The sequence below is a fragment of the Streptomyces sp. NPDC052016 genome (assembly GCF_044548445.1).
Classification (GTDB): domain Bacteria; phylum Actinomycetota; class Actinomycetes; order Streptomycetales; family Streptomycetaceae; genus Streptomyces.
The window spans coordinates 40,174-53,456 of sequence record NZ_JBIUBX010000038.1; the positions used below are offsets into that span (position 1 = coordinate 40,174).

12 protein-coding genes are annotated in these 13,283 nt (G+C 72.4%); 3 read left to right on the forward strand and 9 right to left on the reverse strand.

The features are described 5' to 3' along the window. Positions 1–41: 41 nt before the first annotated feature. From ACIHAR_RS36165 to rimP, 5 genes are all read right to left on the reverse strand, one after another. The gene (locus ACIHAR_RS36165; RefSeq protein ID WP_365466066.1) at positions 42–335 is read right to left on the reverse strand and encodes a DUF503 domain-containing protein; all 294 of its coding nucleotides are present in this window, start codon (positions 333–335) and stop codon (positions 42–44) included. 331 nt (positions 336–666) lie between these two features. Next, positions 667–3,717, reverse strand: coding sequence for a translation initiation factor IF-2 (infB, locus tag ACIHAR_RS36170; RefSeq protein WP_365466067.1), 3,051 nt, complete (start codon positions 3,715–3,717; stop codon positions 667–669). 146 nt (positions 3,718–3,863) lie between these two features. Then, entirely contained in the window at positions 3,864–4,160 is a 297-nt protein-coding gene (locus tag ACIHAR_RS36175; protein WP_400023453.1) for a YlxR family protein, read from the reverse strand. A gap of 127 nt (positions 4,161–4,287) precedes the next feature. Next, positions 4,288–5,274, reverse strand: coding sequence for a transcription termination factor NusA (gene nusA / locus ACIHAR_RS36180; RefSeq protein ID WP_365466071.1), 987 nt, complete (start codon positions 5,272–5,274; stop codon positions 4,288–4,290). Between the two features lie 2 nt (positions 5,275–5,276). Continuing rightward, a complete protein-coding gene (gene rimP / locus ACIHAR_RS36185; protein WP_365466073.1) occupies positions 5,277–5,786 on the reverse strand; it encodes a ribosome maturation factor RimP in 510 nt (169 codons plus the stop codon). Between the two features lie 262 nt (positions 5,787–6,048). Here rimP and ACIHAR_RS36190 point away from each other — a divergent pair, with 262 nt between their 5' ends. The 3 genes from ACIHAR_RS36190 (at position 6,049) to ACIHAR_RS36200 (ending at position 8,132) form a co-directional block, all read left to right on the forward strand. Further along, on the forward strand, positions 6,049–6,624 hold the full coding sequence (locus tag ACIHAR_RS36190; RefSeq protein ID WP_400023455.1) for a hypothetical protein: 576 nt from the start codon (positions 6,049–6,051) through the stop codon (positions 6,622–6,624). Next, on the forward strand, positions 6,621–7,139 hold the full coding sequence (locus tag ACIHAR_RS36195; RefSeq protein ID WP_365466077.1) for a ferritin-like domain-containing protein: 519 nt from the start codon (positions 6,621–6,623) through the stop codon (positions 7,137–7,139). Before ACIHAR_RS36190 ends, ACIHAR_RS36195 begins: the two co-directional genes overlap by 4 nt. 96 nt (positions 7,140–7,235) lie before the next feature. Further along, positions 7,236–8,132 carry an aminoglycoside phosphotransferase family protein gene (locus ACIHAR_RS36200; RefSeq protein ID WP_400023457.1) on the forward strand — a complete coding sequence of 299 codons (897 nt, stop codon included), beginning with the start codon at positions 7,236–7,238 and terminating at the stop codon, positions 8,130–8,132. Between the two features lie 328 nt (positions 8,133–8,460). On the opposite strand, the gene ACIHAR_RS36205 is transcribed toward ACIHAR_RS36200, so the two are convergent. The 4 genes from ACIHAR_RS36205 to ispG form a co-directional block, all read right to left on the reverse strand. Continuing rightward, positions 8,461–10,164, reverse strand: coding sequence for a proline--tRNA ligase (locus ACIHAR_RS36205; protein ID WP_365466081.1), 1,704 nt, complete (start codon positions 10,162–10,164; stop codon positions 8,461–8,463). Between the two features lie 109 nt (positions 10,165–10,273). Next, positions 10,274–10,804 carry a GNAT family N-acetyltransferase gene (locus ACIHAR_RS36210; RefSeq protein WP_365466083.1) on the reverse strand — a complete coding sequence of 177 codons (531 nt, stop codon included), beginning with the start codon at positions 10,802–10,804 and terminating at the stop codon, positions 10,274–10,276. Between the two features lie 140 nt (positions 10,805–10,944). Beyond that, positions 10,945–11,793, reverse strand: a complete 849-nt coding sequence (locus tag ACIHAR_RS36215; RefSeq protein WP_365466085.1) for a GNAT family N-acetyltransferase — start codon at positions 11,791–11,793, stop codon at positions 10,945–10,947. A 277-nt stretch (positions 11,794–12,070) separates the two neighbouring features. After that, entirely contained in the window at positions 12,071–13,228 is a 1,158-nt protein-coding gene (ispG, locus tag ACIHAR_RS36220; protein ID WP_365466087.1) for a flavodoxin-dependent (E)-4-hydroxy-3-methylbut-2-enyl-diphosphate synthase, read from the reverse strand. Positions 13,229–13,283 lie beyond the last annotated feature (55 nt).

Consider the following 13,283-nt stretch of genomic DNA (forward strand, 5'->3'; position numbering starts at 1 on the left):
TCCGTCTCCCGTTCTTTCTTCTCTTGCGTTCTCTGGTCCGGTCAGTCGTCTTCGCCGTGGAAACGGCGTCTGACCGACAGCAGCTCCACTTCGGGGCGGCCGGCGACCAGCCGTTCGCACCGGTCCAGTACGTCGGTCAGGTGCTCCGCGTCACCCGAGACCACGGCCAGGCCGATGGTGGCCCGGCGGTGGAGGTCCTGGTGGTCCACCTCGGCCGCGCTCACCGCGTACTTGCGCTGGAGCTCGGCGACGATGGGGCGGACGACGGAGCGCTTCTCCTTCAGCGACCGTACGTCGCCGAGGAGCAGGTCGAAGGACAGAGTCCCCACGTACATGTGTGTAGCCGGTTCACCCGCCGGTACGGGATCGATGGCCCCGTCAGCCGTGTGGGACAGGGCATCAGGAACGGTACAACGATACCCGCGGTGGCTCGACGGGGTTTTCGCCCGCCGACCCGCCCGGCTCGCTGCGTCGAGAGCCCGGCCACGATGGCCCGCACCCGGACCCTGCCCACCCCTCTCGGGCGGACGCGTGGTGGCCCTGTATAGGGCTCCGCCCGCTCTCGGCGGGGACCACGTCCCGGGCGCCCCTCCCGGGGAACCGCGCCCGGGAACGGCGGCGCGCCGGCCGACGGAACAGCTTCCGTCGGCCGGCGCGAACCGGGGATCACACCCGCGGCTTCTCCCGCATCTCGTACGTCGCGATGACGTCGTCGACCTTGATGTCGTTGAAGTTGCCGAGGTTGATACCGCCCTCGAACCCTTCGCGGATCTCGGTGACGTCGTCCTTGAAGCGACGCAGGCCCTCGATGGTGAGGTTCTCCGCGATGACCTTGCCGTCGCGGACCAGGCGGGCCTTGGTGTTGCGCTTGACCTCGCCCGACCGGATGAGGACACCGGCGATGTTGCCCAGCTTGGACGACTTGAAGACCTCGCGGATCTCCGCCGTACCGAGCTCGACCTCCTCGTACTCCGGCTTCAGCATGCCCTTCAGGGCCGCCTCGATCTCCTCGATCGCCTGGTAGATGACCGAGTAGTAGCGGACGTCCACACCCTCGCGCTCCGCCATCTGCTGCGCACGGCCGGCGGCACGCACGTTGAAGCCGATGACGATCGCGTCCGAGCCCATCGCCAGGTCGATGTCGGACTCCGTGACCGCACCGACGCCGCGGTGCAGGACGCGGATGTCGACCTCTTCGCCGACGTCCAGCTGGAGCAGGGACGACTCGAGTGCCTCGACGGAACCGGAAGCGTCACCCTTGATGATCAGGTTCAGCTGCTGGACCTCGCCGGCCTTCAGAGCCGCGTCCAGGTTCTCCAGGGAGAACCTGCGCGTGCGCTTCGCGAAGGCCGCGTTGCGCTCGCGGGCCGCACGCTTCTCGGCGATCTGGCGGGCCGTACGGTCCTCGTCGACGACGAGGAAGTTGTCGCCGGCGCCCGGGACGTTGGTCAGGCCCAGGACCTGGACCGGCGTCGACGGGCCGGCCTCGGCCACGTTGTTGCCGTTGTCGTCGAGCATGGCGCGCACGCGACCGTAGGCGTCGCCCACGACCATCGTGTCGCCGACCCGCAGCGTGCCTCGCTGGACGAGGACCGTCGCCACGGCACCGCGGCCGCGGTCGAGACGGGACTCGATCGAGATGCCCTGCGCGTCCTGGTTCGGGTTGGCCCGCAGGTCGAGCGAGGCGTCGGCCGTGAGGATCACGGCCTCCAGCAGCGAGTCGATGTGCAGACCCTGCTTGGCGGAGATGTCGACGAACATCGTGTCGCCGCCGTACTCCTCGGCCACCAGGCCGTACTCGGTCAGCTGACCGCGCACCTTGGTCGGGTCGGCACCCTCGACGTCGATCTTGTTGACCGCGACGACGATCGGGACGTCGGCCGCCTTGGCGTGGTTGAGCGCCTCGACCGTCTGCGGCATGACGCCGTCGTTGGCCGCGACGACCAGGATCGCGATGTCGGTCGACTTCGCACCACGGGCACGCATGGCGGTGAACGCCTCGTGACCCGGGGTGTCGATGAAGGTGATCTTGCGCTCTTCGTCGTTGACCTCGGTCGCGACCTGGTAGGCACCGATGTGCTGGGTGATGCCACCGGCCTCGCCCGCGATGACGTTCGTCTTGCGGATGGCGTCGAGCAGGCGGGTCTTACCGTGGTCGACGTGACCCATGACGGTGACGACCGGCGGACGGACCACCAGGTCGTCCTCGTCGCCCTCGTCCTCGCCGAACTCGATGTCGAAGGACTCGAGCAGCTCGCGGTCCTCCTCCTCCGGGCTGACGATCTGAACCGTGTAGTTCATCTCGCCGGCGAGGAGTTCCAGCGTCTCGTCGGAGACGGACTGGGTCGCGGTGACCATCTCGCCGAGGTTCATCATGACCGCGACGAGGGACGCCGGGTTGGCGTTGATCTTCTCCGCGAAGTCGGTGAGCGACGCACCGCGCGACAGGCGAATGGTCTCGCCGTTGCCGCGAGGCAGCATCACGCCGCCGACCGACGGGGCCTGCATGGCCTCGTACTCCTGGCGCCTCTGCCGCTTCGACTTGCGGCCACGACGCGCGGGACCACCGGGACGGCCGAAGGCGCCCTGCGTGCCACCACGGCCACCGGGACCGCCCGGACGACCGCCGAAGCCGGGACGGCCACCGCCGCCACCGCCGGGACCACCGGGACGACCGGCGAAACCGCCACCGCCGCCACCGCCGGGACCACCGGGACGACCGGCGAAGCCGCCGCCACCGCCACCGGGACGACCGGCGAAGCCGCCGCCGCCCGGACGACCGCCGCCGCCGGGACGACCGCCGCCGCCGGGACCGCGACCACCGGGGCCGCCACCGGGACGGGGGCCGGCCGCCGGACGCTGCGGCATCATGCCCGGGTTCGGACGGGGACCGCCGGGGCCGCCACCGGGACGCGGACCGCCCTGCGGGCGGGGCATGCCGGCCGGCGAGGGACGGGGGCCGCCCGGAGCCTGCGGACGGGGACCGCCGCCCTGGCCACCGGGGGCCTGCGGACGGGGACCGGCGCCGGGGGCACCGGGGCCGCCGGGACGCGGGGCGCCCTGCGGACGGGGGGCCTGCGGGCGGGCCATACCGGCGTTGCCGCCGGAGGTGAAGGGGTTGTTGCCCGGACGCGGACCGGCCGGACGGGCGCCCGGACGCGGCGCACCCGCACCACCGGCACGCGGACCCTGCGCGGCGGCCGGACGCGGTGCCTGACCGCCCTGACCCTGACCGGGCGCGCCGGGACGGGCGCCGGGCTTGGGCGCGCCGGGGCGCGGACCCTGGGCAGCGGCGGGCTTCGGGGCGGCCGGGGCCGACGGCGGAGCGGTGAACTCCGGAGCGGCCGGGGCCGGACGCGGCGCGGGCTTGGGGCCCGGAACCGGACGCGGGCCCGGGGCCGGCGCGGAGGGCGCCGCCGGGGCCGCGGGGGTCTGTGCCGCGGCGGGCTTGGGGGCGGCCGGCCGCGGGGCAGCCGGACGAGCCGCCTGCGCCGGGGAGGGCGCGGCGGGCTTGGGGGCGGCCTTGCGCGGGGCGGGCTTGGCGGACCTGCCGCTGCCACCGCCCTGGAAGGCGTCAGTCAGTTTGCGGACTACAGGCGCTTCGATGGTCGAAGACGCCGAACGGACGAATTCACCGAGTTCCTGGAGCTTGGCCATGACGACCTTGCTCTCCACACCGAACTCCTTGGCGAGTTCGTATACCCGGACCTTAGCCACTTCGCTCCTTTTAGGTCCGGGTTGCGTCCGGACCGTCGCTACTTCATGGGCGTACTCATCGCGTACTCATCGAGTGCTCATCGCAATCTCGACCTGCTTTCGACTCGCGAGGTACCAGGGCCGCGCAGGGTTCCGCGCGACGCTTCTTACGGTGTTGCCTGCTCGGCAACTGTCGTCTGCTCGACGTACTGGCGCAACGCCTTTGTGTCGAGCGCTCTCGCGGCGCGCAACGCCCGCGTGAACGCCCGGCGGCGCACCGCCTGGTCGAGACAGACCAGGGCGGGGTGCACGTACGCACCCCGGCCGGGCAGCGTACCGCGAGGATCGGGGACGCATGCGTCCTCGATCGCCACGATGCGCAGCAGCTCCGTCTTGGCCGCTCGCTCCCGGCACCCCACACAGGTGCGTTCAGGGCATACTCCGGCGTGCGTCCGGCCAGACACGGTTAAGTCTACCTCCCCGTACCGACCTCACCCCTTTGGGCCAGGAATCGAACGGTTGTTGTCGTGATCTCAGCCAACGCAGGCCGAGATCTATTCCCCGGCAGGTCCGCCGGGGCCGTCCCCGGCGCTAGGCGCCGGTCTGCTCGGTGTCCGGACGGATGTCGATCCGCCAGCCGGTCAGACGGGCGGCGAGCCGGGCGTTCTGCCCTTCCTTGCCGATCGCCAGGGACAGCTGGTAGTCCGGCACCGTCACGCGCGCGGAGCGGGCCGCGAGGTCGACGACGTCCACCTTGGACACCCGGGCGGGTGACAGCGCGTTCGCCACCATCTCGGCCGGGTCGTCCGACCAGTCGACGATGTCGATCTTCTCGCCGTTCAGTTCGCCCATCACGTTGCGGACGCGCCCGCCCATGGGGCCGATGCAGGCGCCCTTGGCGTTCAGGCCCGAACGGGTGGACCGGACGGCGATCTTCGTGCGGTGACCGGCCTCACGGGCGATGGCGGCGATCTCGACGGACCCGTCGGCGATCTCCGGCACCTCCAGCGCGAACAGCTTCTTCACCAGGTTGGGGTGGGTCCGGGAAAGGGTCACGGAGGGGCCGCGGACACCCTTCGCCACCCGGACGACGTAACTGCGCAGCCGCATGCCGTGGACGTACGACTCCCCGGGGACCTGCTCCTGCACCGGCAGGATGGCCTCCAGCTTGCCGATGTCGACGAGCACGTTCTTCGGGTCACGGCCCTGCTGGACCACACCGGTGACGATGTCGCCCTCGCGGCCGGCGTACTCGCCGAGCGTGGCGTCGTCCTCGGCGTCGCGCAGGCGCTGCAGGATCACCTGCTTGGCGGTGGTGGCGGCGATGCGGCCGAAACCCGACGGGGTGTCGTCGAACTCGCGGGGCTCCTGGCCCTCCTCGAGGTCCTCGGGGTCCTCCTTCGCCCACACGGTCACGTGACCGGTCTCCCGGTTGAGCTCCACGCGCGCGTGGCGGCGGCTTCCCTCGGTGCGGTGGTAGGCGATGAGGAGGGCCGACTCGATCGCCTCGACCAGCAGGTCGAAGGAGATCTCCTTCTCCCGAACCAAGCCCCGCAGGGCGCTCATGTCGATGTCCACGGCTACGCCTCCTCCTCTTCCTTCATGTCCTTCTTGTCCTTGCGGTTGAACTCGACCTGGACGCGGGCCTTGTCGATGTCGTCGAAGGCGAGTCTGCGGGTGGTGGCCTTGCGGCCCTTCACTCCGGGCACCTCGACGTCGAGGCCGGCGTCGTCCACGGTGAGGATGCGGGCGACGAGTTCGCCGCCCTCGTGGAGCTGGAACTTGACCAAGCGGTCCGTGGCCCGTACGTAGTGACGGTGCTCGGTGAGGGCGCGCTCCGCGCCCGGGGTGCCGACCTCGAGGGTGTACTCGCCCTCGCCCATCGCGTCCGTCTCGTCGAGCTTCGCCGAGAGCGCACGGCTCACATCGGCGATCTGGTCCAGGTCCGCACCGGTGTCGGAGTCGACGACGACGCGCAGCACGCGCTTGCGTCCGACGGAGTCCACGGCGATCTCTTCGAGATCGAGGCCCTGGGAGGCGACGAGCGGTTCCAGCAGTTCCCGCAGCCTCTCGCTCTGGGTGGTGCTCATCCGGGTGACTCCTCGGCCGCGTGTGCTGTTGTGGGATGGGTCGCGTGTCTGGTCAAAGGGTATCCGGTCGCGGGGTGTGTTGCCGTCCACGGGGCGTCCGCCCGGCGGCGGCCCCGACGCCCCGCGCACGGCCGCCGGGGCGCGCACGGTGCCGATGAGTGGGTCCCGGGCCGGTGCGCGGGTACGGTGATCACGGACGTGCCGCCGGTGATCGGTATGTCTGCCCTACGACTGTCGTACGAGTTCCCCGAGGACGTCTCCCGTGCCGTTCCCTCCACCGCCGCGCACCCCCTCGGGGCCGCGCCGAAGAACCCTGCTCGCCTCGGCCGCCGGGGCCGCCCTGCTCGTCGGTTGCTCCTCGGGGCCCGGGGATTCCGGTGGGCAGACCTCGGGCGGCAGCCCGTCGCTGACGGAGCGGGCACGCGCGCGTGCGGCGCGGGACAGCGCGGGGCTGGTGGCGCGGTACGACGCCGTCCTCTCCGTCCATCCGGCGCTGCTGGGGCAGGTGGCGGCCCTGCGGGCGGAGGTCGTGCAGCACGTGACGGCGTTCGGGGGCGTCGACGAGGCGTCGGCCTCCCCCTCGGCATCGCCCTCCCCCTCGGCATCGCCCTCGGCGCCGGTCGCCGGCTCGGCTCCGGCCGATCCGCCGGAGTCGCCCGTGGCCGTCCCGGCCGTCGAGAAGGACGCCCTCGCCTACCTCGCGGCCGCCGAACGGACGCTGGCCGACCGGCGGATCGCGGCCCTGGTGGACGTGCCGGGCGAGCTGGCCCGGCTGCTGGCCTCGGTGGCGGCCGCCGGCGCGGCGCACGCGTACCTGCTGACGGAGGGGGCCCGATGAGCGGGAAGAACAGCGAGCGGACGGGCGGGGAACTGGCCGCCCTCCAGGCGGCGCTGGCCGCGGAGCACGCGGCGGTGTACGGGTACGGGGTCGTCGGCGGGCGCGTCCGCGAGGAGCGGCGCACGGAGGCGCGGGCCGCGTACGACGCGCACCGGGCGCGCCGGGACGCGCTGTCGCGCGAGGTGCGCGACCTGGGCGCCGAGCCGGTCGCCGCGAGCGCCGCGTACGCGCTGCCGTTCCCGGTGCCGGACTCCGCGGCTGCGGTCCGGTTCGCGGCGGACCTGGAGGAACGCGTGGCCGGGGTGTACTCGGACCTGGTGCGGGCCACGGCGGGCGCGCGGCGCCGGGAGGCGGCCGGGGCGCTGCGGGAGGCGGCGGTGCGGGCGGTGCGCTGGCGCGGCGGCAGCGTAGCCTTCCCTGGGCTCGCCGAGCGGTCGGACACTGGCCGGGAGCAGGCCGCCACGGGCGCCGGGCCGTCGGCCACGGCGGCGGGCCCGGTGACGCCGACGGCGTGATCGGACGGACACCGGCGCCGGAGGAACCGAGGCAGAACACCGACGGACAGGCGCACAACCAGGGCAGGACCGGGAGCAGGAAGGGACGACTCGCGCATGGCTTTCGAACCGCCGCAGCGTCTGGTCAGGGCGCTCGGTGAGACGGCACCGCACGGTGACGACTGGTTGGAGAAGCTGCCGGAGACGGTCCAGCGGGCCGTCGCGCTACGCGAGTTGACCGTCGAACGGGTGCAGGTCCCGGGCGGGCGCAGCAGCCTGGTGGTGCTGGTGCGGTACGCCGACCGGACCCCGGCCGTGCTGAAGCTGGCCCCGCCCCGCTTCCGGCCCGAGGCCGAGCGGGCCGCGCTCGCGCACTGGGACGGCCTGGGCGCCGTACAGCTGCTGGAAGGGCCCGTCACCGAGGGGGTGTTGGTGCTGGAGCGGCTGCGTCCCGACGTGTCGGTGCGGTCGTTGCCGGAGGCCAAGGCGTTGCTGGAGGCGGCGGGGACGCTGCGGCGGCTGTGGGTGGAGCCGCCGGCCGGGCCGGTCTTCGAGACCGTCGCCGAGCGGACCGGACGGCAGGCGGAGGCGATGCGGGGGACCGCCGTCGGCTCCGAGGTGGGTGTGCTGGTGGACGCGGCCCTCTCGGCCCGGGAGGGGTTGCTGGCGGCGGAGCCGGAGCGGCGGTTGCTGCACGGGACGTTCCGGCAGAGCAAGGTGCTGGCGGGTGAGCGGCTGCCGTGGCTGGCGGTGGGTCCGGATCCGGTGGTGGGTGAGTGCGCGTTCGATCTGGCGCGGCTGGTACGTGATCGGGTGGAGGACCTGATCGCCTCGCCGTCGGGGGCGGCGATCACGCGGCGGCGGGTGCGGAAGCTGGCGGAGTCGTTGGAGCTGGATCAGGAGCGGGTGCGGGGGTGGACGCTGTTCCGGGCCGTGGAGTCGGGGGTGCGGGCGCTGCGCGTCGGTCGGCCCCGGGATGCCGAGTTGTTGCTGGAATTCGCCGGGTGGCTCTAAAGGTGGTGGCTCGGCCGCGGGTGCGTCGCGGTCGCTCGCGCGGTTCCCCGCGCACCTGGGGTGCCCCCCTTGCCGCCGGTTCCAGGGCCAGGCTGGCCGTCCACCGCTGCATGCGGGCACGCTCGACCGTTCTCGACGGCACCGGAGTCCGTCCGCGAGCGGGCAGCCCGACTCGTCGTCCAGGTGAGGACTTGTCGCTGTGACCGTTCCCCGGCCGCAGTGCGTGACAGAGTGTCACTACGGAGGGGAACGGTCCGACAGGAGGCTGTGAGGCGCCCTTACGCCTCGGCACGACGCGCTGGGAGGCGGCTCCGACGCGCGCCGGTCGTCACGCGGTGAGGCGCGCGACCGCCTCCTCCACCGTCAGCTCCTCGCGCTCACCGGTCCGGCGGTCCTTCAGCTCCAGGACACCCTCGGCGGAGCGGCGGCCGGCGACGAGGATCTTCGGTACGCCGATCAGCTCGGAGTCGGTGAACTTCACGCCCGGGGAGACCCCGGCCCGGTCGTCGACCAGGACGCGGAGCCCGGCCGCCCGCAGCTTCTCAGAGACGTCGAGGGCCAGTTCCGTCTGCAGGGCCTTGCCGGCGGCGACGACGTGCACGTCGGCCGGGGCGACCTCGGCGGGCCAGCACAGGCCCTTGTCGTCGGCGGTCTGCTCGGCGAGGGCCGCGACCGCGCGGGAGACGCCGATGCCGTAGGAACCCATGGTGACGCGGACCGGCTTGCCGTTCTGGCCGAGGACGTCGAGCTTGAGGGCGTCGGCGTACTTGCGGCCCAGCTGGAAGATGTGGCCGATCTCGATGGCGCGGTCCAGCTTCAGGCCGGTGCCGCACTTCGGGCAGGGGTCGCCCTCCTGGACGATCACCACGTCGACGTACGCGTCGACCTCGAAGTCACGGCCCGCGACGACGTTCTTCGCGTGCGTGCCCTCCTTGTTGGCGCCGGTGATCCAGGAGGTGCCGGGGGCCACGCGCGGGTCGGCGATGTACGTGACCTTCTCGCCCAGTCCCTGCGGGCCGACGTAGCCGCGGACCAGATCCGGGCGGCCCACGAAGTCCTCGGCGGTGACCAGCTCGACGGTCGCCGGGGCGAAGTGCGCCTCGACCTTGTCCATGTCGACCTCGCGGTCGCCCGGGACGCCCACGGCCACGATCTCGCCGTCGACCTTCACCAGCAGGTTCTTCAGGGTGGCGGAGGCGGGGACGCCGAGGTGGGCGGCGAGGGTCTCGATGGTCGGGGTGTCCGGGGTCGGGATCTCCTCGAGCGCGGCCACGCCCTCGGCGTCGACCGGCTTCAGCTCGTACGTGATCGCCTCGGTGTTGGCGGCGAAGTCGCAGTTCGGGCAGTCCGCGAAGGTGTCCTCGCCGGCCTCGGCCGGGGCGAGGAACTCCTCGGACTTGGAGCCGCCCATCGCGCCCGCGGTCGCCGCGCAGATGCGGTAGTCGAGGCCGAGGCGCTCGAAGACCCGCTGGTAGGCCTGGCGGTGCAGGGCGTAGGACCGGGCGAGGCCCTCGTCGTCCAGGTCGAAGGAGTAGGAGTCCTTCATCAGGAACTCACGGCCGCGCAGGATGCCGGCCCGCGGACGGGCCTCGTCGCGGTACTTGTGCTGGATCTGGTAGAGGATCACCGGCAGGTCCTTGTAGGAGGACGCCTGGTCCTTCACCAGCAGGGTGAAGATCTCCTCGTGGGTCGGGCCGAGGAGGTAGTCGCCGCCCTTGCGGTCGTTGAGGCGGAACAGCTCGGCGCCGTACTCGTCCCAGCGGCCCGTCGCCTCGTACGGCTCCTTCGGCAGCAGGGCGGGGAGCAGAACCTCCTGGGCGCCGATCGCGTCCATCTCCTCACGGACGACGCGCTCGACGTTGGCCAGCACCTTCTTGCCGAGCGGCAGCCAGCTCCAGATGCCGGCGGCGGTCCGGCGGACGTAGCCGGCGCGGACGAGGAGCTTGTGGCTGAGGACCTCGGCGTCGGCGGGGTCGTCGCGCAGGGTCTTCGCCATCAACTGGGACATGCGCTGGACCGGTGCGTTCGCCATGGTTCTCGTACTCCTGCCGGATGGGGGTCCCCCCGCTCGGGCGGAGCCGCGCGCGGGGGAAGGTGTTGGCTAGGAGGTTAGCCGGGAGCGCGGGGTGGCCGGAAATCCGTTACTTGCGGAGCAGCGGGAGGTGGGCGCCCATCACCGCGTACGGGCGGGGGGCGCTGGGGAAGAGGACGCGGCGGGCCAGGTCGTGGTAGCCGAGGGAGCGGTAGAGGGCCCGGGCGGGGCTCTCGGTGTCGATCGCGGAGAGGATCGAGCGGGGTTCCGTCGCGGCGTCGGTGATGGTCGTGATCAGCGCCCGGCCCGCGCCGCGGTTCTGGTGGGCGGGGTGGACGTGGAGTTCGGTGATGACGAAGGCGTCGTCGAGCCAGGCGTCGGTTCCCTCGGCGCGCAGGTAGGGCTCCACGACGGTGGACCACCAGTGCGTGCGGTCGTTGGGCATGCCGTAGACGAAACCGACGAGTCGGCCTCCGACGGTGGCGCCGAGAGCCCTCGCCCCCGGGTTGGTCATGTGCCGCAGGACGATCTGTCTGCGGACGGCCACCTCGTCCGGGCCCAGTCCGAAAGCGACGGCTTGGACTGCCAGTGCCTCGTCCACGTGGGCTGAGAGGTCCAAGGGGCCGATGACGAGGTCCATGGCGGGAGCCTACAGGGGGCATTCGCTTGTGTGCGGGGCGCGGGTTGCCGGAGGCCGCCGCGCACACGGGGCGGAGCCGCATGCCGGTGGGGCACGCGCCCCGAGGTGGGCCCGCGCCCCTCCGCCGGGAGGGGAACGGCTCAGAACAGGACGCTCATGAACGCGCCGGTCTCCTGGAAGCCGACCCTGGTGTACGTCCTTCTCGCCGCCGTGTTGAAGTCGTTGACGTAGAGGCTGACGACCGGGGCCACGTCCGCGAGGGCGTAGCGCAGGACCGCCGCCATGCCGGGGGCCGCCAGGCCCCTGCCCCGGTACTCGGGGGCCACCCACACCCCCTGGATCTGGCAGGCCTGCGCGGTCGCCGCGCCGATCTCCGCCTTGAAGACGACCCTGCCCCGGTCGTCGAGGCGGGCGAAGGAGCGGCCGGCGCCCACGAGTTCGGCGACGCGGGCCTGGTAGAGCAGGCCTCCGTCGCCGGCCATCGGGGAGACGCCGACCTCCTCGGTGAACATCGCCACGCAGGCCGGCATGATCGTCTCCATCTCGTCCTTGCGGATGCGGCGGACGTACGGATCCGGGGCGATGTCGGTGGGCATGCGGTCGGTGACCATCAGGGGCTGGTGCGCGCGGACCTCGCGGGCCGGGCCCCAGTGGGGTTCGAGCAGGCGCCAGAGCTGGGCGGTGGGTTCGGCGGGGCCGACGATGGAGGAGCAGCGGCGGCCGGCCCGGCGGGCGCGGTCGGCGAAGGCGCGGACGGCGCGGGGGGTGGCGCAGATGGGGACCAGGTTGGCGCCGGCGTAGCACAGGGACGTCAGCAGGCCGTCCTCGTACCAGCCCCACATCTCGCCGCCCAGGCGCCACGGGTCCAGGCCCGCGACCTGCACGCGGGAGGTCACGAAGGCGTTCGACACCGGCTCGCGGTCGAGGACGGCGAGCGCGGCGTCCAGGTCGCTCGGTTCGAGGACCCGGGAGGTGGTCTGCGTCAACACGTGCGGGGCCTCACACTGGGGTCTGCCTGATCTCCGCACTGTACCTGCGGTGGCTGAGCAGCGTCGCCCTGCCGGGCTCGCCTCCCGCTGGGAACTGGCCGTCGGCTGCCGTCCCGCCTGTGGGGGCTGCCGCACGCGGGCCCCCGCTTCGGCCCTGGACGGGCCTCGTCCTCGATCGCCGGACGGGCTGTGTCGCCCGGACCGGCGCCGAGAGGCCCGCCCCCTCCGGTGTGCCGGGAAACCCGATCCCTTGCGGCCCCCGCCCTTTCAGGCCGGCTCAGCCCGCCACCGACACCGACGGCTCGCCGGAGGTCACGCCCTCCGCCTCCATCTGCTCGGCCAGCTTCATGGCCTCCTCGATGAGGGTCTCCACGATCTTGGACTCGGGGACGGTCTTGATGACCTCGCCCTTGACGAAGATCTGGCCCTTGCCGTTGCCGGAGGCGACGCCGAGGTCGGCCTCGCGGGCCTCGCCCGGGCCGTTCACCACGCAGCCCATGACGGCCACGCGCAGCGGGACCTCCATCCCGGTCAGGCCCGCGGTGACCTCCTCGGCCAGCTTGTAGACGTCGACCTGGGCGCGGCCGCAGGACGGGCAGGAGACGATCTCCAGGCCGCGCTGCTTGAGGTTGAGCGACTCCAGGATCTGGTTGCCGACCTTGACCTCCTCGACCGGCGGGGCCGACAGGGAGACACGGATCGTGTCGCCGATGCCCTGCGAGAGCAGGGCGCCGAAGGCGACCGCCGACTTGATCGTGCCCTGGAACGCGGGGCCGGCCTCGGTCACACCGAGGTGGAGGGGGTAGTCGCACTGGGCGGCGAGCTGCCGGTAGGCCTCGATCATCACGACCGGGTCGTTGTGCTTGACGGAGATCTTGATGTCGCGGAAGTCGTGCTCCTCGAAGAGGGAGGCCTCCCACAGCGCGCTCTCGACGAGGGCCTCGGGGGTGGCCTTGCCGTACTTCTGGAGCAGGCGGCGGTCCAGGGAACCGGCGTTGACCCCGATGCGGATCGGGGTGCCGTGCTCCTTCGCCGCCTTGGCGATCTCCTTGACCTTGTCGTCGAACTGCTTGATGTTGCCCGGGTTGACGCGAACCGCCGCGCAGCCGGCCTCGATCGCGGCGAAGACGTACTTCGGCTGGAAGTGGATGTCGGCGATGACCGGGATCTGCGACTTCCTGGCGATGGTGGAGAGGGCGTCGGCGTCGTCCTGGGTGGGGCAGGCGACGCGGACGATCTGGCAGCCGGAGGCGGTCAGTTCGGCGATCTGCTGGAGCGTGGCACCGATGTCGGACGTACGGGTCGTGGTCATCGACTGCACGGACACGGGGGCGTCCCCGCCGACCGCCACGGAGCCGACCTGGATCTGCCGGCTCTTCCGGCGCTCGGCGAGCTTGGTCGGAACGGACGGCATGCCGAGAGAAATCGCAGTCATCTGCTGTGCAACCCCAAGTCGTGGATCAAGGTCCGGTCCCGTGAGCAGCGGGCTC

Coding starts and splice junctions, on each gene's coding strand:
- ACIHAR_RS36165 (WP_365466066.1), bottom strand. CDS start 335: ATGTACGTGGGGACTCTGTCCTTCGACCTGCTCCTCGGCGACGTACGG.
- rimP (WP_365466073.1), bottom strand. CDS start 5,786: ATGAGCACCACCCAGAGCGAGAGGCTGCGGGAACTGCTGGAACCGCTC.
- ACIHAR_RS36195 (WP_365466077.1), top strand. CDS start 6,621: ATGAGCGGGAAGAACAGCGAGCGGACGGGCGGGGAACTGGCCGCCCTC.
- ACIHAR_RS36200 (WP_400023457.1), top strand. CDS start 7,236: ATGGCTTTCGAACCGCCGCAGCGTCTGGTCAGGGCGCTCGGTGAGACG.
- ACIHAR_RS36205 (WP_365466081.1), bottom strand. CDS start 10,164: ATGGCGAACGCACCGGTCCAGCGCATGTCCCAGTTGATGGCGAAGACC.
- ACIHAR_RS36210 (WP_365466083.1), bottom strand. CDS start 10,804: ATGGACCTCGTCATCGGCCCCTTGGACCTCTCAGCCCACGTGGACGAG.
- ispG (WP_365466087.1), bottom strand. CDS start 13,228: ATGACTGCGATTTCTCTCGGCATGCCGTCCGTTCCGACCAAGCTCGCC.